At 38.1% G+C, this 23,249-nt stretch carries 18 protein-coding genes; 5 read left to right on the forward strand and 13 right to left on the reverse strand.

Annotated features, from left to right (window positions below; genetic code table 11):
- Positions 1–106: 106 nt before the first annotated feature.
- Positions 107–1,885, forward strand: coding sequence for an acyl-CoA dehydrogenase FadE (locus ACFFUE_RS01435; protein ID WP_376832160.1), 1,779 nt, complete (start codon positions 107–109; stop codon positions 1,883–1,885).
- Between the two features lie 368 nt (positions 1,886–2,253).
- The gene (locus tag ACFFUE_RS01440; RefSeq protein ID WP_376832162.1) at positions 2,254–2,709 is read left to right on the forward strand and encodes a lipocalin-like domain-containing protein; all 456 of its coding nucleotides are present in this window, start codon (positions 2,254–2,256) and stop codon (positions 2,707–2,709) included.
- A gap of 69 nt (positions 2,710–2,778) precedes the next feature.
- On the opposite strand, the gene ACFFUE_RS01445 is transcribed toward ACFFUE_RS01440, so the two are convergent.
- The gene (locus tag ACFFUE_RS01445) at positions 2,779–4,227 is read right to left on the reverse strand and encodes an alanine/glycine:cation symporter family protein (RefSeq protein ID WP_376832164.1); all 1,449 of its coding nucleotides are present in this window, start codon (positions 4,225–4,227) and stop codon (positions 2,779–2,781) included.
- Positions 4,228–4,474: 247 nt separating this feature from the next.
- On the opposite strand from ACFFUE_RS01445, the gene ACFFUE_RS01450 reads away from it, so the two are divergent.
- Entirely contained in the window at positions 4,475–5,746 is a 1,272-nt protein-coding gene (locus ACFFUE_RS01450; RefSeq protein ID WP_376832214.1) for an aminotransferase class I/II-fold pyridoxal phosphate-dependent enzyme, read from the forward strand.
- 113 nt (positions 5,747–5,859) lie between these two features.
- On the opposite strand, the gene ACFFUE_RS01455 is transcribed toward ACFFUE_RS01450, so the two are convergent.
- From ACFFUE_RS01455 to ACFFUE_RS01485, 7 genes are all read right to left on the reverse strand, one after another.
- Positions 5,860–6,945, reverse strand: coding sequence for a glycosyltransferase family 4 protein (locus tag ACFFUE_RS01455; RefSeq protein ID WP_376832166.1), 1,086 nt, complete (start codon positions 6,943–6,945; stop codon positions 5,860–5,862).
- Between the two features lies 1 nt (position 6,946).
- Positions 6,947–7,651, reverse strand: a complete 705-nt coding sequence (locus tag ACFFUE_RS01460; protein ID WP_376832168.1) for a glycosyltransferase family 25 protein — start codon at positions 7,649–7,651, stop codon at positions 6,947–6,949.
- The gene (locus tag ACFFUE_RS01465) at positions 7,651–8,463 is read right to left on the reverse strand and encodes a 2,3,4,5-tetrahydropyridine-2,6-dicarboxylate N-succinyltransferase (RefSeq protein WP_376832170.1); all 813 of its coding nucleotides are present in this window, start codon (positions 8,461–8,463) and stop codon (positions 7,651–7,653) included. The genes ACFFUE_RS01460 and ACFFUE_RS01465 overlap by 1 nt, the downstream gene beginning before the upstream one ends.
- 94 nt (positions 8,464–8,557) lie before the next feature.
- A complete protein-coding gene (locus ACFFUE_RS01470) occupies positions 8,558–9,109 on the reverse strand; it encodes a C40 family peptidase (RefSeq protein ID WP_376832172.1) in 552 nt (183 codons plus the stop codon).
- Between the two features lie 155 nt (positions 9,110–9,264).
- Positions 9,265–10,164 (reverse strand): DUF6607 family protein, encoded by a 900-nt coding sequence (locus ACFFUE_RS01475; protein ID WP_376832174.1) that lies wholly within the window; start codon positions 10,162–10,164, stop codon positions 9,265–9,267.
- Between the two features lie 473 nt (positions 10,165–10,637).
- Positions 10,638–11,723: an HmuY family protein gene (locus ACFFUE_RS01480; protein WP_376832176.1), complete on the reverse strand. Its 1,086-nt coding sequence runs from the start codon at positions 11,721–11,723 to the stop codon at positions 10,638–10,640.
- 3 nt (positions 11,724–11,726) lie between these two features.
- Positions 11,727–13,847, reverse strand: coding sequence for a TonB-dependent receptor plug domain-containing protein (locus tag ACFFUE_RS01485; protein ID WP_376832178.1), 2,121 nt, complete (start codon positions 13,845–13,847; stop codon positions 11,727–11,729).
- A gap of 112 nt (positions 13,848–13,959) precedes the next feature.
- Between ACFFUE_RS01485 and ACFFUE_RS01490 the strand changes: the two genes are divergently transcribed.
- Positions 13,960–15,246 carry a T9SS type A sorting domain-containing protein gene (locus ACFFUE_RS01490; RefSeq protein ID WP_376832180.1) on the forward strand — a complete coding sequence of 429 codons (1,287 nt, stop codon included), beginning with the start codon at positions 13,960–13,962 and terminating at the stop codon, positions 15,244–15,246.
- Between the two features lie 69 nt (positions 15,247–15,315).
- Here the strand turns inward: ACFFUE_RS01490 and ACFFUE_RS01495 are convergent, their stop codons facing one another.
- Positions 15,316–16,605 (reverse strand): tetratricopeptide repeat protein, encoded by a 1,290-nt coding sequence (locus tag ACFFUE_RS01495; RefSeq protein ID WP_376832182.1) that lies wholly within the window; start codon positions 16,603–16,605, stop codon positions 15,316–15,318.
- A gap of 27 nt (positions 16,606–16,632) precedes the next feature.
- Positions 16,633–19,197 (reverse strand): DNA gyrase subunit A, encoded by a 2,565-nt coding sequence (gene gyrA, locus ACFFUE_RS01500; RefSeq protein WP_376832184.1) that lies wholly within the window; start codon positions 19,195–19,197, stop codon positions 16,633–16,635.
- Between the two features lie 144 nt (positions 19,198–19,341).
- Between gyrA and ACFFUE_RS01505 the strand changes: the two genes are divergently transcribed.
- On the forward strand, positions 19,342–19,656 hold the full coding sequence (locus tag ACFFUE_RS01505) for a DUF4286 family protein (RefSeq protein ID WP_376832186.1): 315 nt from the start codon (positions 19,342–19,344) through the stop codon (positions 19,654–19,656).
- 206 nt (positions 19,657–19,862) lie between these two features.
- On the opposite strand, the gene ACFFUE_RS01510 is transcribed toward ACFFUE_RS01505, so the two are convergent.
- From ACFFUE_RS01510 to ACFFUE_RS01520, 3 genes are all read right to left on the reverse strand, one after another.
- Positions 19,863–21,047, reverse strand: coding sequence for an acetyl-CoA C-acyltransferase (locus ACFFUE_RS01510; RefSeq protein ID WP_376832188.1), 1,185 nt, complete (start codon positions 21,045–21,047; stop codon positions 19,863–19,865).
- Positions 21,048–21,160: 113 nt separating this feature from the next.
- Positions 21,161–22,495, reverse strand: a complete 1,335-nt coding sequence (locus ACFFUE_RS01515; protein ID WP_376832190.1) for an MFS transporter — start codon at positions 22,493–22,495, stop codon at positions 21,161–21,163.
- 7 nt (positions 22,496–22,502) lie between these two features.
- Complete coding sequence (locus tag ACFFUE_RS01520; protein ID WP_376832192.1) at positions 22,503–23,105, reverse strand: bifunctional nuclease family protein; 603 nt, start codon at positions 23,103–23,105, stop codon at positions 22,503–22,505.
- Between the last annotated feature and the right edge of the window lie 144 nt (positions 23,106–23,249).

Raw genomic sequence — 23,249 nt, forward strand, 5'->3', positions numbered from 1 at the left:
TTCTTACTGATTTTGAGTTCCAATTAAAAAACTCAAAACTCAACACACTCAAAACTCAAAACTCAAAACTTAAAACTCAAAAACTCAACACTAAAAACTGAATACAATGAATACAGTAAACAAAGGTGGCGAATTTCTCATCAAGGAAACGCCTGCACAAAGTATCTTCACACTAGAAGATTTGAACGAAGAACAAAGAATGCTAAGGGATTCCATCAAGGAGTTCATCGATAAAGAAGTGATTCCTCATAAGGAACGATTTGAAAAGAAAGACTATGCCCTCACAGAGGAAAAAATGAAAACCCTCGGGGAAATGGGCGTTCTTGGCATTGCTGTTCCAGAGGCGTATGGCGGTTTGGGATTAGGATTTATCTCCACCCTTTTGGCTTGCGATTACGCTTCGGGGGCTAATGGCTCTTTAGCCACAGCTTATGGGGCTCATACTGGGATTGGAACCTTGCCTATCTTGCTCTATGGCACCGAAGAACAAAAACAAAAATACCTTCCAGACTTAGCCGCAGGAACCAAATTCGGGGCTTATTGCCTTACCGAGCCTGATGCTGGCTCTGATGCCAATAGCGGCAAAACCAAAGCTCGACTGTCTGATGATGGCAAACACTACATCATCAACGGACAAAAAATGTGGATTTCTAATGCAGGATTTGCCGATACCTTCACCCTATTTGCCAAGATAGATGATGATAAAAACATCACAGGATTTGTGGTAAACAGAAGTGAATTGGAAGACCCTAATTCTCTTACCCTCGGGGAGGAAGAGCATAAACTCGGTATCAGAAGCTCCTCTACGCGTCAGGTCTTTTTCAATGAAATGAAAATCCCTACGGAAAACCTTTTGGGTGAGAGAAACAACGGTTTCAAAATCGCCCTCAATGCCCTTAATGTCGGTAGAATAAAACTAGCTGCGGCTTCCTTAGACGGACAAAGAAGAATCATCAACCACGCCATACAATATGCCAATGAGAGAAAGCAATTTGGAACGCCTATCGCTTCTTTCGGAGCTATTCGCAAAAAAATTGCAGAGATGGCTACGGCTACCTTTGTTTCCGAGGCTGGAACTTACCGTGCAGGGCAAAACATTCAAGACAAAATCAATGAACTGATAGACAACGGAACCAACCACCAAGTAGCCGAGCTAAAAGGCGTGGAAGAGTTTGCCGTGGAATGCTCTATCCTGAAAGTTTTTGTATCAGACATTACCCAAAAAATAGCCGATGAAGGTATCCAAATCTATGGTGGTATGGGCTTCTCCGAAGATGCACCAATGGAAGCCGCTTGGCGTGATGCCCGCATCGGAAGAATCTATGAGGGTACCAATGAGATTAACCGATTACTCTCCGTGGGAATGCTCATTAAGCGTACAATGAAAGGCGAGATAGACCTCCTAAGCCCTGCAATGACTATTGCAAAAGAGCTGATGGGCATTCCGTCCTTTGATATTCCAGACTACTCCGAATATATGAGCGAGGAAAAAGCCCTCATTGCCAATCTGAAAAAAGTATTCCTAATGGTATCTGGAGCCGCTCTACAAAAGTATATGATGGAGATAGAAAAGCAGCAGCACTTGCTCCTTAATGCTTCGGAAATTCTCAATCAAATCTATATGGCAGAGTCTGCAATACTGAGAGCAGAGAAACATTTTGACACCGATTCTGTAGAGGCTGCTATGGCAAGGCTCAACCTTTACAAGGCGGTAGAAAGCATCATCACAGCAGCGAAGGAAGGTATCATTTCTTTTGCAGAAGGCGATGAGCAGAGAATGATGCTCTCGGGGCTTAGAAGATTTACCAAATATACCAATCATCCTAATGTGGTGGCACTTACAGAGAAAGTTGCTGCTCACTTCGTGGAAAAAGGAAGATACTAAAGTGTTTTTCAGCTAAAAGCATTCAGCTCCTCCTCGCTAATTTGTGGGGAGGAGTTTTTTTATTCAGTAGGAAGTTCCGCAGGAGTCTTTCTACACGGCGAGAAGCTTTCGGGAATTTATTATTGAAACAGCCGATGAGATACCTCGTTTTTAAATATTTATTCTTGCATTTTGATTTAGATTAACACCAGTATTACTCCCCCCTCCCTCTCCTGCACAGTATTTACCATCTTTGCCTATTTTTTAGCCTATTTAGTATTATTCACTTTCATTCTATATTAATTCATTTTACAAAAAAATAGATTAAAAAATTTTGTTCGTTATGTTTTTTTTTCTTTTTTTTGCAAAGAATCTTAAAACATTAATAAATGAAACATTTAATTTTATTTTCAGTGGCTGCCCTCAGCCTTACAGCGTGTAGAAACGATGATGATAACAGTAGTACAGAACCATCCATCGTTGGAACTTGGAAACTATCCAAAGGCAATATCTATGATGGGAAAACTAATAAACTGATAGAAACAGATACCTATGATGAGTGTGAATCTAAATCTAATACTACTTTGTCTGCTGATGGTAAATTCGTTACTATCAATTATACATCTGACTACAACAATCAGTGCGTTTCTGAGAACATCAGTGGAACATACAGCTACAACGCTGCTAATAAGAAATTAGTTTCCACAATAAACGGCGAAAAAGATGAATCTACAGTGCGTAATCTTACTTCAACCGAATTAGAAGTTGATAATGGTGAGAGAATTGACATAAATGGAGATGGAGTACAAGATGTTATAACCACAGTTCTTACCAGAGTAAAATAATCTTCAAAAAAAATCAAAACAAAAAACCACGAGCCAAATGCCCGTGGTTTTTGTTATTTTATAAAGAAACTACCATTCTGTGGTATTTTTAATGCCCAATTTTTCTGGTTCAAAGACTGGGTTTTTGCCCTCTTTCTTTTGGTTTTCGTAGTCCTTCAAAGTTACCAACGCTGTTTTATGAAGAATTAAAATTGCAATAATATTCAGCCAAGCCATAATGCCTACCCCAATATCTCCTAAGCCCCACGCCTCTCCACCAGAGGTGGTAGCTCCATAAACAATACTCGCAAAAAATGGAATTCTAATTACCCAAAGCCAAAGGTGGTTCATCTTCTTTTTAAAGAGATAAAATAGATTAGACTCTGCAATGAAATAATACGCCAAAGCCGTAGTAAAAGCAAAGAACAATAGTGCAAATGCTACAAAAGAATGCCCAATAGCTGGGAAATGTACAGAAATAGCCTGCTGGGTAAAAGCGGAGCCTTCTTCTACCCCTGGTAACGCTTCATATAGGAAACCACCCTTACCATCTTTCACATTATACAACCCAGAAAACAAAATGATAAGTGCCGTAGCGGTGCATACAAAAAGCGTATCTATATACACCGAGAAAGCTTGTAAAATCCCTTGCTTAGCAGGGTGTGTGGTAGCTGCTGCCGCCGCTGCGTGAGGGGCAGTACCTTGTCCTGCCTCATTAGAATAGATACCTCGCTTCACGCCCCAAGCAATTGCAGAACCTATAATACCACCGAAAGTAGCATCAGTACCGAATGCCGAGGAAACAATCAGTTTCAGAACTGCTGGAACTTCGGTAATATTTAATCCGATGATAACTACCGCCATTAGAATATAAGATGCTGCCATAAAGGTAACTGTAATCTCTGCAAAACGCCCAATACGCTTTACGCCCCCTATTACAATAAGGGCTAAAACTGCTGCAACCGCTATTCCCACCCAAAGTTTATCAAACTTGAAGGCTTCTTTCATACTCTCCGCGATACTATTAGACTGTACGCCTGGTAAAAATATGGTGCAAGAAATCATTGTAGAAACCGCAAAAAGCACCGCATACCACCTTTTCCCTATTCCTTTTTCTATATAGAATGCAGGGCCTCCGCGGTAGTGTCCATTTTTTTCCTCTTTGTAGATTTGCCCTAAAACCGCTTCTACAAACGCCGTAGCACTTCCCAAAAATGCTATAATCCACATCCAAAAAACAGCCCCAGGCCCTCCCATAGCAATGGCAGTAGCAACCCCTGCAATGTTCCCTGTGCCTACTCTACCTGCAATAGCTAGAGAAAACGCCTGAAAGGGCGATACCCCTTTATCATCAGAATTTTCTTTGAAAAGCTGCTGTACCATATCTTTCAAAAAACGAACCTGCAAAAATTTGGTTCTTATACTGAAATACAGTCCTACTCCTATACAAAGTACAATGAATACATTAGACCAAATAATGGCATTGGCAACCTCTATGAACTGCTCTAAAAAAGATTTTGTAGCTAATAGTTTTGTCATAATAAATAAAGAAATTTCACAAGCCCTAATGTTACAAAAAAATCTAAAACCTGACAAATTTCATTTTTATTACTGATTAAAAACACTTTAACTGATTTTTATCACTTTATTTTCACCTTTCAATTACTCCAAAAATCTTATGATAAACTCATTTTTAATAAAGTAAAGTCCTTTTCTATTTTTCCAATCTTTAAATTTTAATTAACTTTGTAGCCATATTTTTAGTTACATTTATTAAAATAAAATGATGGATATTTTTGATAGAATCAAGCAAAATCCAGGTCCATTGGGACAATTTGCTGATTATGGTGAAGGTTACTTTATCTTCCCAAGACTTGAAGGCCCTATTGGCCCAAGAATGAAGTTTCAAGGTCGCGAAGTGATTTTTTGGAGTGCCAATGATTATTTGGGACTTTGCAACCATCCAGAAGTATTAGAAGCCGATGCTAAAGCTGCCGCAGAATACGGTATGTTTTACCCAATGGGTGCTAGAGCAATGTCTGGAGAGACAGACCAACACTTACAATTAGAAAGAGAATTGGCAAGCTTTGTAAATAAAGAATCTGCTTATTTGCTCAATTTTGGTTACCAAGGGATGGTTTCTACCATAGATGCTTTAACTTCTAGACACGATGTGATTGTCTATGACTCTGACTCCCACGCTTGTATTGTAGATGGCGTGCGTCTGCATATGGGTAAAAGTTTTATGTATCGTCATAACGATATGGAAAGCTTTGAAAAAAACATTAAAAGAGCTACCAAAGTTGCCGAAGAAACTGGCGGAGGTATTCTGGTAATTACAGAAGGTGTATTTGGAATGACTGGACAGCAAGGTAAATTGAAAGAAATAGCAGCATTCAAATCTCAATATAAATTCAGGCTATTGGTGGATGATGCCCACGGTTTTGGTACTTTGGGTAAAACAGGAGCGGGTGCAGGAGAAGAGCAAGGTTGCCAAGACCAGATAGATGTTTACTTCTCTACATTTGCCAAGTCTATGGCAGGTTTCGGAGCGTTTATCGCTGGCGATAAAGAGATTATTCGTTATCTGAAATTCAATCTTCGTTCGCAGATTTTTGCTAAGTCGCTTACAATGCCAATGGTCATTGGTGGACTAAAAAGATTGGAACTCCTAAGAACCAGACCAGAAATCAAAGCGAAGCTTTGGGAAAATGTCAATAAATTACAAAATGGTCTTAAAGAAAGAGGATTCAATCTTGGTAATACCAATACTTGCGTTACCCCTGTAATGATGCAAGGTACCCCTGTAGAAGCTACGCTATTGGTGAAAGATTTAAGAGAAAACTTTGGAATCTTTACCTCTGTGGTGGTTTATCCTGTAATTCCAAAAGGAATGATTCTCCTTAGATTAATTCCTACGGCAACCCACACCGATGCAGAGATTAATGAAACACTGGATGCATTTGATGCCATCCACGATAAACTGGTAAATGGCTACTATAAAGAACAAGCCGACCAGCTTTTAAAAGAACAAGGGTTAAGCTTTAAGCCTTTGTAATAGTAAATTTTTCATAATATTCTTTTCCCCTTTTTGATGATTTTCAGGAAGGGGATTTTTTATCTTCAAATCCCTAACTTTACAAACGAATCTACAACCTTGATAATAGTAGCTTATCCCAAATAAACTGCCATCAAGCTTTCTGCAATGGTTTGGTCGTTAAACTTTTGCACAAAGATTTTTCCACATTCTGCACGGCGTTGTCGCTCTGCGGCATTGTGCCATAGGAAATTTATTTTAGCCCGAATATCGGCTACATCGTGAGGATTTACATAGAGGGAATCTCTGCCCCCTGCTTCGGGGAGGCAACTGGTATTGCTGGTAATCACGGGCGTTCCAGAGAACAAAGCTTCTATCACGGGAATACCAAATCCCTCAAAAAAACTTGGGTATATAAAAACCTCTGCCAAACGATAAATCCCTGCCAATTCTGGCATAGAAACTCCTTGTAATACTTGTATTTTGATATTATGCTTCCGAGAAAATCGCTCGATTTTTTTATAATATTTGGTCTTCTTTCCTACTACTACTAGAGGTATATCAGAACCTTCTAAGGCTTTGACTACATTGAGTAAATTTTTCCTTGGTTCAATGGTACCTACATTGAGCAAAAATCGCTCGGGCAATTGAAATTTTTGTTTGATGTGTTCCAGTTCCTCATTGGATATTGGTGCTTTAAATGCCTGATGACATCCTTGATAGACCACTTTGATTTTAGATTCAGGAACTTTGAGAAAGTCTATAATATCTCGCTTCGTTTGCTCCGAAATTGCGATAATAACATCGGCAGCTTGAGCTGCTTTTTTAAACTTCCAAAAGTGAATTTTTCTATCAAACCACGAGTAATATTCCGGATAGCGAACAAAAATCAAATCGTGAATGGTCACAATTTTTTTGATGGGTTTATTTTCCCATTTTAAGGGCAACTCCCCAGATAAGCCGTGGAAAATATCCGCTCCTAAACTTTGAGCCTCTTTACCCAATTGCAATTGTCGGGCAAAGGTTTTGGAGGAAGTTGCTTTATAGGAAACATTGGGCAAAGCCAAAATGTCTTTGCCCCGTTCCGATTGGTTTTTATTCAGTATATAATAGGTGTGTTCTGGAAAATGGGTGGCTAATATCCGTACCAAATCGCGAGAGTAATTGCCTAATCCCGATGCGTTATGAAAGAAACGCTTTCCATCGTACGCTATTTTCATACTATCTGAAATGATATATTATTTTCTTATACAACTTTTGCAAGCGTCTCGATAAAAATCTAAAAGCTCCTGAACGCTTATTACCAATTAATGTACTTACATTTCCATTAATACTACCTTGCGTAGCAATAGTAGGATGCGACCAATAAATTTTTAGAATTCCTTTTTTATCTAAACTATCATAAAACCAGTCTATTGGTTGATTGCATTTATTGGTTTTTACATAATTAAGGATATTTTTTGCTGCTAGTTGATCTATTAATAATGCTCCTGTAAAACGAACTCTATCTTTCTTATACAGATAAACTCCTTTCTCTCTTACAGAAGCTTCTATAAATTTCATATTACTATCCTCTAGCGAAATAACACTTGGATGCAGAACTCTTCTATCTATTTCTTTAACGAATAAGTTAATTTTTTCACAAAAGTCCTTATTTACAATAATATCATCTTCTAAAACGATAGCATATTTCTCCTCAGACTGCACAAGTTTTTCTAACGCTAAAAAATGTTTCAGAGCACAAGAAACTTGTGAGTTCATCATACCATTTTTAGAAAAATACTTATTTAATATTTCTTCATTAAAAGATGAAATATCTCCTTCTGTTATCCAATCAGCTTTTAAGCACGGATTAGCCTTCAACAGATCAAGCATATGTATTTCCCTATCTGTTGCTGTGGAAACATGAATGATATAAGTTTTCATTACACCGCTACATTATTGTCTCTCAAAGCGTCGTTTAGAGAGGTTTTCTTATCGGTTGATTCTTTTCTTTTTCCAATAATTAATGCACAAGGTACCTGATATTCTCCTGCTGGAAACTTCTTGGTATAACTCCCTGGAATCACCACCGAGCGGGCAGGCACTCTTCCTTTGATTTCCACAGGCTCATCTCCTGTTACATCTATAATTTTAGTAGATGCGGTAAGCACCACATTGGCTCCCAATACGGCTTCTTTCTCCACGTGTACGCCTTCTACTACAATACATCTAGACCCTACAAAAACATCATCTTCTATAATGACTGGTGCCGCCTGTAATGGCTCCAAAACACCACCTATGCCTACGCCTCCACTCAAATGTACATTTTTACCAATCTGTGCACAAGACCCTACCGTAGCCCAAGTATCTACCATTGTACCACTATCTACATACGCCCCAATATTTACATAAGAAGGCATCATAATAACACCAGATGCTACAAAAGCTCCTTCTCTTGCAATGGCGTGTGGCACTACTCTTACTCCCTTTTCTGCATAGTTTTTCTTCAAAGGAATTTTATCGTGAAACTCAAAAGGCCCTACCTCTATGGTTTCCATTTTTTGGATAGGGAAATACATTACTACGGCTTTCTTTACCCACTCATTAACTTGCCAACCGTTTTCTGTAGGTTCTGCCACACGAAGCTCACCAATATCCAATTTAGAAACCACTTCTCTAATGGCTTTCTGGCTGTCTTCGTTTTGTAGTAATTCTCTATTATCCCAAATATGTTCTATGGTCTGTTGTAAATTCATTTCAATTATTTTTTTAATGTTGGCAAAGATAATTCTTTTAGGAAGACAAAAAAAACCTTTAAGCATTTTATACTCAAAGGCGATAGATGATATTTTATAATACTCTGGTTGCGTGAAGATAGGCTTTATTCCAATATTTCTCATTCAGTGAAGAGATAATAACACCTTTGGAGGTAGAGGCGTGGATGAATTTTACCTCGCCATCTTCTCCTATATCGTGCACGATGCCTACGTGTGAAATTCTACCCCCCCCAGCTGTGGCAAAGAAAAGTAAATCTCCAGGTTTTACATTTTTAATATCTATGGTATTTCCCACAGCGGCTTGGTCTGCCGATCTTCTTGGTAGTTTAAAAGAGTTTTGCTCAAAAACTGTGAGGGTAAATCCAGAGCAATCAAACCCTGAAGAGGATGCCCCTCCAAATTTATATGGAGCACCGAGATATTTCCTGGCATCTTTCAGTAATTTTTCTATTTCAGAATTGGTTTTCCCTGAAAATCGGGAATTTAATGTTCTCAATCCTTCTGTTTTTTCCACTGTTTTTGTAGGAGCGGGTCTTTTTACAGGGGTATGGGCAACCTTAGATGCACCGCACGATACTAAAAAAAGTAACAAACCTGTGGTTAAAAATATATTTTTAAAATTCATTCTTGGAGTTATCTGATTGTGTTTTAACGATAATATTTTGTTTTTATTATTAGAACAGCACCACAAAGATAAGGAATGTTTCTGCAAGAATAAAGCAGCATTCCATCAATAGAACACTGCTTTACACAAAATAACATAGATATGAAGAAATATTACTATTTCACGATAAAGTCTTTAATCAGCTGCTGAGCTTCTTGATGCTGATTAGGATTTAGTTTCATCAAAGGAGTGTAGAGATACGTATCTTTTACCCCTTCTTTTACATACAAATCTTTCTTCTGAGCCATTCTATCATCCCAAGTTTGCCTTATGGTTTTCCAGAGAGGTGCATATTCTTTCCAGTAATTGGCTGCGATGATACACTTGCCGTCATCTACTTTTTTATAATATTCTAAGCCTTTTTCTTCTGCGATAATTACATCCGTGCTTCCTTCCGTTCTAAGGACTTTCTTATTGTCTTGGTTATGAAGCCACCCCCACGAGAAAAGCTCTTGTCTATTGGTTCTGTTCAAAACATTATAATCATTTCTTGTAGTATACTCTCTTCTCGGAAGCGGTGCATCTGCATTACTTTCCCAATAGTGTTTTCCATCAGCATGTATCCAAGTTCCAGAGCCAGAATACCTTGGTGAATCATCTACCTGATAAACCACCTGGGTCCATTGTCCTTTTACGGCTTCTGGAGATAGTTTTTGGTATTTCCAATGGTTACCTTTGTCAAAGGTGTATAGGTCTGTGTTTTGATAAAGCCAATCTTGTCGCCAATGTTTTACGATGGCGTCCTTACCTTCTCCTTTGGGATTGACAACGAGGATATGCTGAAGTACAATTTTATTGGGCGATTCTTCGGCTACTCCTATCCATTCTAAAGCCTTAGAAGTATAGTTTTTTTTCTTTTCATAATCTTTGTTGGGCGAGAATGTTTCCGCAAAGTTGAACGAAACCTCATAACATCCCGTCATTGCTTTAATGGCATTAATATCCTCTTGTTTCTGTGCCCCTGCAAGGGCAAAAGCCATCATAGAAAGGCTTAGCACTGCTTTTTTCATAATCATTTATTTAATAATATGTTTTGTTTTGATTTTTTTTATTGCTTTACGATATAGGCTTTAAGCAATAAGCCTTAACTTTAATCAAATAATTAATATCTTTTCTATTAGCTCAATAAGTTTATCTCATATTTTTATTATTTTGATAAACATTTCCATTTTTACTATCTACATCTTTAAAAAACGGATTTACATCTTCAAAAAACGGAATGCATTTGGATTTTTTCTTATTACATCTGCGTAAAACGGGCTTACATTGGCTTATTTTCACATTACATCAGTTCATTTTCCTTTTACATCGGTGTATTTTGGTGTTACATCCGTTTATTTTTCTTCTACATTAGGTTATTTGTTTAATATTATTCATAACAATGATATTTTTTTTGAGAATTATCAAAATATCACCCCGATATACCATAGGTTTTAGTTAAAAAAACAGAAATATCTTTTCTACTGAGTCATTGGGGTGAGTTTCAAAATCACAAAGGTTGGTATTCAAACTCTGGGTATCCTCTATAGCCTTCTTCGTTGGACATTTTCATCATTCTAAGTTTGAAATAAAATCCTTCAGCATCTTTAATGATATAAAACCTATCACTGAAGACCTCTGCACCATTAGCCCCCGTAGTGGTACGCCAATGGCTCCCTAAAGCCCTTTGGTCATTATACACAAAGCGGCTCTCATCTACATCCGCTTTTTGAAAGGCTTTATAAGCCACTTCGCCCTGCCCTGCCTCTGTGGTAACTTGGTAAACACCCGTATGGTCTAATGTATTGTGAAGAATCATATCCGAAAAGGTATAAGATGTGAAGTATGAGCCTGCATCTACAGCATTGGTGAACACAGTGAAGCATAAATCCCATTTCTTCTTAGGCGGTTGAATTTTTACCAACGATTTTTGGCGAAGGCTAAAATAATTGAAATGGTAGTCTGTATCTTTCTCTATGGTGAGTTCCTCGTGGGTAGGGCTATCCAACTCTGCAAATTGGATTTTGTATTCCGTAGCCGTTCTTAGGATTCTTATCTTCATCCAACCTCGCTCTGCTCCTCCTACAAACGCTCTTTTGGGAGCAATACTTCCTGTATAAAGCTCACGCCCCATATTGAGAAGGTAAACGGTATTTTGAGACTCTGATTCATTAATCTCTGCAATCCCTGAAGTTTGATTAAGAAAATCTCCCGATGGCACATCGATATACTGCACATTATCCTGAAAATTTCCCACTTGAACTTTTGATTTTAGCTCTGCTACCGTCTGAGAATTAACCTGGTCTATATCTGTATAGCCCTCCACCTTGCCTACTGCCATCATTATAGATGAATTAATGAGTACTCTGAACTGGCTTCCATTATAAAATGCCAAATCCCAACGATCCCTTTGGTTGAAGGTTTGTGTATTTTCGCTAAGGTCTATCCACACCTGATTGGGTTGCGTGGCTCCTCCTACATTGGCAGCAATGGTAGCCCCCTCTATCGGTGGTATTACTACGGGCGTATCATCTTCTCTGATGCAAGATGCTAACATCCCCAAAGACATCAATAAAATAAAATGTATTGTTTTCATTCGCTAAAAGTTAAAATTGATTCTACCAAAATAGCTTCTACCATAGAAGAGCATCTGTGCATTTTCCCCTGTTCCGTGAGCTCCTCCCGTGGAAGTGGTATTTCTAACATTGGTAACATCCAAGAGATTTCGCACGCCCATTGTTAATGAAAAGCGTTCCTTGAAAAAAGATTGAGAAACCGATGCATCTAAAAGAGAAAAGCCTTTCCTCTTGGTTAAAATATATTGGGTAACGCCCAAAGATTGGTCTTCCATTATATCATAATTACTACCTACCCCTTTATAATACACGGCAAAAGAAGTTTGCGTTTGAGGTATTGTATAATGGGCTGAAGCATTCCACTCCGCAGAAAATCTGTATTGGTCTTTCAAAATTTCATAAATCTCCTGCGACCTTCCCATTATAGATGCTCCCGCTCTGATAGACCATTGGTGGGTATTCAGCTTTCCAGATACGCTGGTAACCCAGCTTTCAAAAGCATCTACATTGATAAATCTGAACTGCAACGGAGCGTTGTTTACCACAGCTGAATGAATCTTATCCCGAATCTGAAGATACATTGTATTGGCATCAAAACTCCACCTTATTCCAGCATTATTTTGCCCTGAAATGGTATAAAGTATAGAGCCAGAATAAGCATTTTCTGGTTTCAGATTTTCGTTACCCCGAATGTCGTGGTTGCTATCTACAAAATAGGTAAACAGTTCCTCAAAGTTGGGATTTCTATTGGATGTTCCTATAATGGCTCTCACCTCAGATTTTTCGTTCAACAAAGTTTTTAACACTAGAGAATAGGTAGGTTTGGCTTTGAATGTATCAGAAAAATTATAACGAATACCAGGTCTTATAAACCATTGCGGCAATAGTTGAAATTCTCCTGAGGCGAAAATACCCCCAGAAAATACAGAACGGCGGATGTCTGATTGATTATAACTTCCCGCAGCCCAATTGGAAAATCCTTTGGTATAATCTACCTCATAACCCAGCTGAACATCTGTATTGTCTTTCCTGATAAAATTGGAAATATTCCCTCTGGAATAAAGTGTTTCCGACTGATAATATGTGGTTTCATCTCCCGTCAATAAGATATTTCTTGCAGGAATATCAAAGCGAACATCTTGGCTGTTTCTGGTTTGTTTTTGATGAGAAAGGTCTATATTCAGACGCGTTTTTTCAAAAATCTGCGTACTGATGCCCATATGATTTAGCCATCGGGTGGTAAAATAGTTTCTATCATTGGAAATATAAGTTCTATTCCCTCCGCCCAAACTTAGCAATTGAACAAGTGGATTGTAATAATTGACATCCTCCGAAAGGAAATCCAGCTTGTAAAACCATTTGGTATTTCCACGATTGTACCTTAGCGACAATGCTGAATTGACTTGCTCTTTTGGTTGCCATTCATAGCCTCTTTTATTATCCTGTTCAAAATAGTTTTTTCCTTTTTGCTCACCCCAAAACCCTTGAAAATCGGTTCTGTTAAAGGAAAGATTTACAAACCAATTCTCATTGATATTATGAGAAATCCCCAAAGACTGAATATGTTTTCCCTTGCCATAATCTATCCAATCATATTCATTGTTTACGGTTTCTTCCTGCACAAAACCACGGATGTCCCATTTTTTCTTATCCGAATTTTTCGTGATAATATTGATAATGCCTGCCATTGCATTATTCCCAAACTCTACTCCCATAGAGCCTTTCACTATTTCAATGCGTTCCACATTATCCAGATTGATTTTCGTCAAATCAATATTACTTCCCAAGCCTTCATCTCCGATTAAAGGCACATTATCCACCAAAATTTTGGTATAATTAGCTCCCAATCCCATAATATTCGCTTTTGAGTTTCCAGAATTGCGTTCAGGAATGATGAGGATATTCAGATTTTGGTTCAGCACTTCAGCTACAGAATTTTGAGACATTTTTTTGATATCTTCCTTAGTAATCACCTCTACCTTGTGCAGTGATTTTTTGATGGTACTTATACCATATTGTCCCGTTATGACCACTTCTTCTATGCTACGCTCCAAAGAATCTCTTGATGCTTTCAGCCTCACATTCTGAGCATAAACATTTACAACACAAACAGTTGACATCAAACACAGCCCAATTAATTTCATCTTTCAGGTTTTATTTTTTCGCAAAGTTAATTTTTATTTAGAATAAATCAAAATAAATTTTATAATTTTGCATCGTTAAATAAATTTAGTCTATTTAAAAATTATATCAAAAATGAAAACAAAACTATTCTCTATTGCCCTATTAGCGGTAATCCAAAATGGAATGCAAGCCCAGCAAACAGATGCCAATGGCTACACTACTGTAGAAGCTTCTATGGGAGCTGCTTATGCCAATCGTTTGTTTTTTGATTTATCTGAAAATCAATTAACTTCCCAACCTGCTAATACTTGGGACATTGCGTTTTGGAGAAATAGTGCAATGCAACTGGGAACCAGAATTAATGATGCTAAAAACATCTTGGTTTATCAGGTCTCTACAGACATTGCCAGCTGGGACTCTATTGATGTGAGCAATATCGGGAACTGGGGAACACCCCTCTACAATCCAGACCAGACAACAGACCTTAGCCGCGGTGCTTTGGAAACATCAACCATCAATACTGCCTGCTCAGGAGCTTTCAATATGGGCTGGGGCTGCTATAACATTGCTACCCACGAGGTGGAAGGCAAGGTAATTTTCGTGCTGAAATATTCAGACCAGTTGTATTACAAACTTTTTATTGAGAAATATTATGGCGGCTATACTTTCAAATATGCTAAATATGATGGAACCGCGTGGGGAGAGACCATCACCAAAACTGTAGCTAACGGAAATGCAGACCAATATTTTAATTATTTTTCATTTGATAATAATGAGGTAGTGACCAATATGGAACCATCTAAAAATCAATGGGACTTGATGTTTACAAGATATTGGACTTTTTATAACAATGTGATGATGTACAGAATGTCTGGGGTTATCCAAAACCCGAGAATTACCGTTGCAAAAACTTCTGAAACCCAAGAAACCTCTGCGGTAAATCTACCCGATGCCTCGGTATTTTCTTCTACCATTACTACCATAGGACACAGCTGGAAACCAACTTCTGGACTTATTCCTAATGTGGTGTATTATATCAAAGAAAACGACCAATATTACAGACTGTATTTTACGCAAAATGGTGGTGCTAGTACGGGAAATATGTATTTCAAGTACAAAAATATCACAGAGAACCTATCCACTTCGGAGATAGATTCTAAGATAAACTTTGGGCTCTACCCCAACCCTGCTCCTAATAAACAAGTTACCCTACTCTATGACAACAAAAATGCACTAGACCAAAAAGGACTTATCCAAATCTATGACTTCTCTGGTAAAAAAGTTTATGAAACCGAAATATCAAAATCGGCAGGTTTTTATCAAAAAGAGCTTCACTTGTCTCATCTAAATGCTGGGACTTACTTGGTTACACTTAAAATAGGACACCGTACAGAAACTAAAAAGCTGATTATAAAATAGTTTAAAATATTTATCTAAAAATAGTGAAGCTGTCCGAAAAGGACAGCTTCTTTTGTAAAATTTGAGTAATTATTTTTTCTGAAGGGCTTCTTCCTTCGCTTTAAATTCTTTGAATTTAGCTTCGTTTCCTGTAGATTGGTACAAGCCTTTCAAAAGAGAGACAGCATCTATATTGTTAGGTTCTGTAGCATACCATTTTTCTGCGTATGGCAATGCTTTTCTGAATCGTTCTCTACGAGCCTCGATAATTTTATTGGCTTCTGCCGCTTTCCCCGCTTTTCTCAATGCATTGTACTCATCAATGTGTTTACCATCATTATCCAAGTCCATTAGCATATGCGTTAAGTTTTGGTAAGCTGGTCCGTAGTTAGAATCAATTTCCACTGCTTTTTTGAAATAAGATTCTGCTTCTTCTTTTTTGCTTGGATCTTTACTTGCTAAAACACCTAAGTTATACCAACTGATTTTATCTTGAGGATTTTTAGCTACCAAATCTTTCAAACTTGCCATAAACTGCTCAGTTTTACCAGATTTATAGTATGCCATACCTTGTATTTCGGTTAGCTTGGCATTTTTTGGGAATTTTTGAGTTCCTTTTTTAGTAAGTTCTATAGCCTCATCATATCGCTCTGCATCTAGAAGTAGCTGAGCATTAGTTTCGTACAACTCTTCCTCTACGCTTTTAGTAACTTCGGTTTTAAAATCGGTGTAGTCTGCACTTGCCCCCGCTTTTTTCATCAAATCCCAAGAAGCTTTGTCCAACTCTTCTACATTACCAGATTTTTTGTTTTTAGCCAAATATTTGGTTGTTACGCCTGTATATCCAGAGTTAATCAACTCATTATAAGCCGATATGGCATTGTTTCTATCTTCGCCCAAGGCATAAGCAATAGCAGAATAATAAAGGTATTGCTTGTTATCTTGCCCTGCCGCTTTCAATAGATTATAAACCTCTCCAAATTTATTAGCCGCCGTTGCATAGTTTTTAGCATTATAAGCTTCTATAGCTGTTTTATTAGAACTTTCCACCAAAGGACTTACCAACTCTACGATTTTTGGCGTAAGCGATGGCGAAAATTTATCAGTTTTCAAATCGCTAATTTTAGCAAAGCTTTTTGCACCACCAGCAATATCTCCAGATTTTAACTGGGCTAAACCTTTGGCATAGTACAATTTTTCTAATAAATCTGGTGCTACGGTTCCAGCATTAGCCACAGCAGCTTCTGCAACTTCAACCTGAGATTTTGTTTTTGCAATATCTCCAGATTCAGCAGCCTTAAATGCAGCGTTTATTTCTTTCTTTTGTGCAAACGAAACCGTTGCAGATACTAATGCTAAACTTAAAATGATTCTTTTCATTTTCTAATATTTTAATTGATACTTAAATTATTCTTTATCTTCTGTATCTTGATTTTCAGAAGTGTTTTCTATGGTTGGGTTATTAGAGTCATCGTTAATGATTTCTGCATCAGCAATATCCTCTGTCTCCTCCTCTACTTCCTTATCCATTTCCACTTTGGCAATGGCAGCTATCTCATCATTATTTTTCAAGTTGATAAGCTTCACACCTTGGGTATTTCTTCCCATCACGCGGAGTTCATCTACACTCATTCTGATGGCAACGCCAGATTTGTTGATAATCATCAATCCATCACCATCTACCACATTCTGAATCGCGATAAGGTTTCCTGTTTTTTCAGTAACATTTAGGGTAATCACGCCTTTTCCACCACGGTTGGTGATACGATAATCTTCTACCGCCGAGCGTTTACCATACCCTTTTTCTGAAACCACCAAAACACTTTCATTGGCTACATCATTCACAACAATCATACCAATTACCTCGTCATCATCTTCCATAGAGATCCCTCGCACTCCAATGGAGCCTCTACCCACAGCTCTTGCCTTTTCTTCTGGGAATCGGATACATTTACCAGATTTGGTAGCAATCATTATTTCGGATTGTCCATCGGTAAGTTTTGCTCCGAGCAATTGGTCGTTATCACGAATTTCTATGGCATTAATACCATTGGTTCTCGGTCTAGAATAAGCCTCAAGGGAAGTTTTCTTCACCGTACCATTTTTGGTAATCATCACCACATACATTTGTTTCACATACTCGGCATCTTTCAGATCATTGGTTCTGATATAGGCTTTTACTTTATCGTCAGATTCTATATTAATCAAGTTTTGGATAGCTCTCCCCTTCGCTGTTCTAGAACCTTCTGGGATTTCAAACACCCTTAGCCAATAACATTTTCCTTTCTCTGTAAAGAAGAGCATATATTGGTGGTTGGTAGCAGAAACGATGTATTCTAAGAAATCTTCATCTCTGGTAGTTGCCGCTTTATTCCCTACTCCTCCTCTACTCTGTACACGATACTCAGAAAGGGAAGTTCTCTTAATATAACCTGCGTGAGAGATGGTTACTACCACCGTTTCATTCGGGATAAAGTCTTCTATAGACATATCACCACCTGCATAGTCTATTTCTGTTCTACGCTCGTCACCATATTTTTCTTTGATTTCGAGCATTTCGTTTTTAATGATTTCAAACCTTCTGCCTTCGTTGGAAAGGATGTCTTCCAAATCCTTGATGAGAGCCATAATTTCTTCATACTCTGCACGGATTTTGTCCAATTCCATTCCGGTAAGCCTTGCCAATCTCAAATCTAAGATGGCTTGTGCTTGGATTTCCGAAAGTTCAAACTCCGCCATTAAGCCTTCTTTCGCTTCTTGTGGCGTAGCACTATGGCGGATGATGTAGATGGCTCTATCCAAGGTATCTTGCGAAGCAATCACCTTCATAAAGCCTTCTAAAATATGAGCTCTTTCTTTGGCTTTTTTCAGTTCGTACTCGGTTCTTCTTACCACAACTTCGTGACGGTGGTCAACGAAATGGCGGATGATGTCTTTCAGATTGAGCTGCTCTGGTCTTCCATTGACCAAGGCAATATTATTCACACTGAAAGAGGTTTGAAGTGCCGTATATTTATAAAGTAGATTGAGTACCACATTTGGGATAGCATCGTTTTTCAATTCATAAACGATACGCATCCCTCTTCTATCAGATTCATCTCGGATTTCGTGGATGCCTGGTATTTTATCTTCTTTTACCAATTCTGCAGCACGGGCAATCATCTCGGCTTTGTTTACCTGATACGGAATCTCTGTTACAATGATGGCATTTCTATTACCCACTTCCTCAAAATTCACTTTAGCACGCAATACAATTCTTCCTCTACCCGTATGGAATGCATCTCTCACGCCATCATAGCCATAGATGATACCGCCTGTAGGAAAATCTGGAGCGATGATATGCTTCATCAGCTCATCTATCGTAATATCTTTATTATCAATATAAGCACAGATGCCATCTACAGCTTCGGATAAGTTGTGTGGAGCCATATTGGTAGCCATACCAACGGCAATCCCAGAGGTTCCGTTTACCAAAAGGTTTGGAATTTTGGTTGGCAAAACGGTAGGCTCTGTAAGGGAATCGTCAAAGTTATTTTGAAAATCAACGGTTTCTTTATCTAAATCTGATAAAACTTCATCTGAAATTTTCTTAAGTTTTGCCTCGGTGTAACGCATAGCTGCTGGAGGGTCGCCGTCCATAGAACCGAAGTTACCCTGTCCATCTACCTGTGGATAACGCAAACTCCAAGGCTGAGCCATACGCACCATAGCATCATACACAGAACTATCGCCGTGCGGGTGGTATTTACCCAATACATCTCCTACAATTCTGGCAGATTTCAAATATTTTCTATTATGAAAAACGCCTAAGCCATACATTCCGTACAATACTCTTCTGTGTACAGGTTTTAGTCCATCTCTTACATCGGGCAATGCTCGGGATACAATAACCGACATCGAATAATCAATGTAAGAGGTCTTCATTTCATCAACTATGTTGATGGGTATTAATCTTTCTCCTTCTGTATTCATATACTTCTAATAATATGATTTCCAAAGCCTTGTAAGCCTTGAGAAATTTATTTGATTTTATAATTAAAATAACGGGTAAATTTACGAAAAAAATACCGATTTTTGTATGACAATTTTCAGTGATAATCATAAAATTTTCATAAAATGAGCATTCTTAGTTTAACATTTCATACCACAGAGCAAGCCTTGACAGCGTGGGAGCAATATGCCACTACCGAATTGGAACTGCTAATAGACAATCTGATGGATGTGGAACAATACATCCTCTCCGAAGTGGAAACCGAGATGATTACTGAAGGAAAAAACACCAATTTGTTATTAATTTTTGATAATGAAGAATTTCGGACACAGTTCATAGAAAATGAATTTCCGAATATTGTGGAACGCATCGAAGCAAAGTTTGGTGATTCAGTAATGATTTTCAAAACCATTCTCAATGCAAAAAAGTCAAGATTTTAAAATCTTGACTTTTTTTAATTTAAGGTTTAATGTTGAGAGGTTAGAAGTTAGAGATTAGAGGTTAGAAAGTTAATAGTCTTTTTTCTTTCTTCTTTCATCAAAAACTCAACACTTGAATTTGGTTGTCGGTTGATAGTTGTTGGTTGATGGTCTTTTCTCTTTCTTCTTTTCTCTTTCCTCAACACTTAAAACTCAGCACTCAAAACTTAAACTGACAAATTCTCAATTACGATAGCTGAAGCCCCACCTCCACCGTTGCAGATGGCGGCAGCACCGTATTTACCGTTATTTTGTTTCAAAACATTGATAAGCGTTACAATGATTCTAGCTCCAGAGCTTCCTAGAGGATGTCCCAAAGCTACAGCTCCTCCGTTCACATTCACCTTCGCTGGGTCTAAGCCTAAAATTTTGTTATTAGCCAAACCTACCACAGAAAATGCTTCATTAAATTCAAAAAAGTCAATGTCAGATAGTTCTAGATTAGCCTTTTTCAAAGCGATAGGCAATGCTTTGGCTGGTGCAGTTGTAAACCATTCTGGCTCCTGAGCTGCATCGGCATAAGACACGATTTTAGCCAACGGTTTCAGCCCAAGCTCTTCCATTTTTTCTCTAGAAACCAAAATAAGAGCAGAAGCACCATCATTTAAGGTAGATGCATTAGCGGCGGTTACCGTTCCATTTTCTTTTTGGAATACCGTAGGCAAAGAAGGAATTTTATCAAATTTTACAGCTTTATATTCTTCATCTTCAGCAAAAATAATAGGCTCTCCTTTTCTCTGTGGAATTTCTACTGGAACCACTTCATCCTTAAATTTCCCTTCTTCCCAAGCCTTTGCAGAACGCTTATAAGACTCTATAGCAAAGTTATCTTGCTCTTCTCTTGAGATATTGTATTCCGCAGCACATTTCTCTGCACATACCCCCATATGGACTTTGTTATACACATCTGTAAGACCGTCTAATACCATTCCGTCTTGCATTTTTACATCGCCTAATTTGGTTGCATTTCTTGCATTGAAATAATGGGGCACTTGAGACATATTTTCCATTCCTCCTGCTACGATGGCTTCTGCATCTCCAGCCTTAATAGCCTGTGCTGCCATCATCACCGCTTTCATCCCAGAAGCACAAACTTTATTGATGGTAGTGGCTGGGGTTTCTTTGGACAATCCTGCTCCTAAAGCAACCTGACGCGCTGGTGCCTGTCCCTCTCCTGCTTGTAACACATTTCCCATATAGATTTCTTGAATGTGCTGGGCATCTAGATTAATTTTGTCCAATGCTCCTTTTACAGCAGCTGCTCCCAATTTTGTAGCGGGAACTGTAGAAAGGCTTCCCAAAAAACTTCCCATTGGCGTACGAGCCGCCGATACGATAAATACTTCTTTCATTTTATGATTCTTAAATTTATGTTGATACTTCAAATTTGACTTCGCTAAAAGTACAAAAAAATCTGCATTTACAAAATAAAATGCAGATTGATTTTAATCTATTGCTTTACAGATTAGTGAGCGATATCTTTAATCGCATCTGGACGGTGCTTATGCTTGAAGATAACAGCAAACAACACCGCTACCACTAGAGCATATCCCGCAAATATATACCAAGAGGTTCTCCAGCCTTCCAATTGCAGCGTCAAGTCAGTTTGGCTATAAACAAAATGGTTCACTACCTCTTGTGCTGCAAGCATTCCTATAGTCGCCCCAAAGCCATTGGTCATCATCATAAAAACACCCTGTGCAGAAGACTTGATGTCTGCCGAAGTTTCCTGATCTACGAATAAAGACCCCGATACATTAAAGAAATCAAACGCAATACCATATACAATCATAGAGATGATGAACATCCACACGCCAGAGCCTGGATCGCCTAAGCCAAATAATCCAAAACGAAGCACCCAAGCCACCATTGCCATTAGCATTACCGTTTTAATTCCAAATTTTTTCAAGAAAAAAGGAATCAATAAAATACATAGCGTCTCTGAAACTTGCGATAGAGAAATCAAAGCATTAGCATTATTAGCACCCCAAGAATTAGCATATTCTGGTACGCTTTTAAAGGTTGATATAAATGGATTGGCATAGCCATTGGTAATCTGTAAAGAAACCCCCAAAAGCATAGAGAAAATAAAGAAAATTGCCATCTTCGTATTCTTAAACAATGCAAAAGCTTTCAGCCCAAACGCATCTGCTAAAGTGGTTTTTTCCTTAGAAGCATTGATAGGGCAATGTGGCAAAGAAAAGGAATATAAGAATAGTAAAATACCTAAAAAACCAGACACATAAAACTGATAATAATTGGATTGGAAACTTTCAAAATTTGGATTGCTATCAAAATTAAACCCGAAATGTCCATTTTCAAATCCTGAAAAATTAACAAATAACATTGCACAGATAAATCCTACTGTACCCAAAGTTCTAATCGGTGGAAAGGCTTTAATAACATCCAATTGATTCTGTTTCAGAATACTATAAGCCGTAGAATTGGATAATGCGATGGTTGGCATAAAGAACGCCACACTTAAAGAGTACAGCGTGAAGATGGTAGTGAAATCCACATTCTGCCCTGCCGAAGCACCATAATATCCTGTAGCAATAATGAATATAGCAGCTATCAAATGATTAATCCCCAATAGCCTCTGTACGGGAATCCATCGGTCTGCAATAATCCCCATTATCGCAGGCATAAAGATGGAAACGATTCCCTGCATTGCATAGAACAAACCAATTTTAGGCCCTAAGCCAATGGAACCTAAATAATTACCCATTGATGTAAGGTAAGCTCCCCAAACAGCGAACTCTAAAAAGTTCATCACCGTTAATCTAAACTTGATATTCATAATTCTATTAGTCTATTTTCTTTTTTCTTCTTTTAATTTCCTCCTGAATTTCTACAGCAGCATCAAAATCTTCTTCTTTCACCACCTGCTCCAGAAGGATTTGTAATTCCTCATTGGTCATATTTCTAAGACTATCTTCGCCATCAGTTTCTTCCTCATCTGCAGCAGCATCTTCATTGGTAGCCATCTCCAATTCCAGCAAAATTCCCGCTTCATTCAGCACCTGAGAGGTCGTGAATATCGGGGCATTAAACCTTACAGCCATAGCCACAGCATCAGAAGTTCTAGCATCTAAGGTTAATTCTTCTTCGGTTTCTATATTTTTGAAATTGATATTAGAAAAGAAAACACCATCTATAATCTGATAGATAATCACGGATTCCAAACGATATCCCGTGGCAGTAACAAACTGCGAAAATAAATCGTGCGTAAGCGGTCTGGGAGGTCTTAAATCTTTCTCTAATCCCAAAGAAATAGATTGTGCTTCAAAATTCCCAATAACCACAGGAAGTTTCACTTTTGATTCCTCGTGTTCTAGCAAAAGAGCATACGCCCCCGACTGCGTTTGGCTGTAAGAAATCCCTCTTATGATGAGTTTTTTGTAATCCATACACAAAGATAAGTATTAAATTTAAACTAACAATCAATTCTCTGCTGAGTTTTGAAGAAAGAAGAAAGAAGAAAGAAGAAAGAAGAAAGAAAAAAGACCATCAACCGACAACCAACAACTATCAACCAATTTAAGTTTTGAGTT

This window comes from Bergeyella porcorum, from assembly GCF_042427575.1.
Taxonomy (GTDB): Bacteria; Bacteroidota; Bacteroidia; order Flavobacteriales; family Weeksellaceae; genus Bergeyella; species Bergeyella porcorum.

Bases quoted from the DNA above. Each gene is read 5' to 3' on its own strand.
- ACFFUE_RS01435 (WP_376832160.1), top strand. From the start codon at position 107: ATGAATACAGTAAACAAAGGTGGCGAATTTCTCATCAAGGAAACGCCT.
- ACFFUE_RS01440 (WP_376832162.1), top strand. From the start codon at position 2,254: ATGAAACATTTAATTTTATTTTCAGTGGCTGCCCTCAGCCTTACAGCG.
- ACFFUE_RS01445 (WP_376832164.1), bottom strand. From the start codon at position 4,227: ATGACAAAACTATTAGCTACAAAATCTTTTTTAGAGCAGTTCATAGAG.
- ACFFUE_RS01450 (WP_376832214.1), top strand. From the start codon at position 4,475: ATGGATATTTTTGATAGAATCAAGCAAAATCCAGGTCCATTGGGACAA.
- ACFFUE_RS01455 (WP_376832166.1), bottom strand. From the start codon at position 6,945: ATGAAAATAGCGTACGATGGAAAGCGTTTCTTTCATAACGCATCGGGA.
- ACFFUE_RS01460 (WP_376832168.1), bottom strand. From the start codon at position 7,651: ATGAAAACTTATATCATTCATGTTTCCACAGCAACAGATAGGGAAATA.
- ACFFUE_RS01465 (WP_376832170.1), bottom strand. From the start codon at position 8,463: ATGAATTTACAACAGACCATAGAACATATTTGGGATAATAGAGAATTA.
- ACFFUE_RS01470 (WP_376832172.1), bottom strand. From the start codon at position 9,109: ATGAATTTTAAAAATATATTTTTAACCACAGGTTTGTTACTTTTTTTA.
- ACFFUE_RS01475 (WP_376832174.1), bottom strand. From the start codon at position 10,164: ATGATTATGAAAAAAGCAGTGCTAAGCCTTTCTATGATGGCTTTTGCC.
- ACFFUE_RS01480 (WP_376832176.1), bottom strand. From the start codon at position 11,723: ATGAAAACAATACATTTTATTTTATTGATGTCTTTGGGGATGTTAGCA.
- ACFFUE_RS01485 (WP_376832178.1), bottom strand. From the start codon at position 13,847: ATGAAATTAATTGGGCTGTGTTTGATGTCAACTGTTTGTGTTGTAAAT.
- ACFFUE_RS01490 (WP_376832180.1), top strand. From the start codon at position 13,960: ATGAAAACAAAACTATTCTCTATTGCCCTATTAGCGGTAATCCAAAAT.
- ACFFUE_RS01495 (WP_376832182.1), bottom strand. From the start codon at position 16,605: ATGAAAAGAATCATTTTAAGTTTAGCATTAGTATCTGCAACGGTTTCG.
- gyrA (WP_376832184.1), bottom strand. From the start codon at position 19,197: ATGAATACAGAAGGAGAAAGATTAATACCCATCAACATAGTTGATGAA.
- ACFFUE_RS01505 (WP_376832186.1), top strand. From the start codon at position 19,342: ATGAGCATTCTTAGTTTAACATTTCATACCACAGAGCAAGCCTTGACA.
- ACFFUE_RS01510 (WP_376832188.1), bottom strand. From the start codon at position 21,047: ATGAAAGAAGTATTTATCGTATCGGCGGCTCGTACGCCAATGGGAAGT.
- ACFFUE_RS01515 (WP_376832190.1), bottom strand. From the start codon at position 22,495: ATGAATATCAAGTTTAGATTAACGGTGATGAACTTTTTAGAGTTCGCT.
- ACFFUE_RS01520 (WP_376832192.1), bottom strand. From the start codon at position 23,105: ATGGATTACAAAAAACTCATCATAAGAGGGATTTCTTACAGCCAAACG.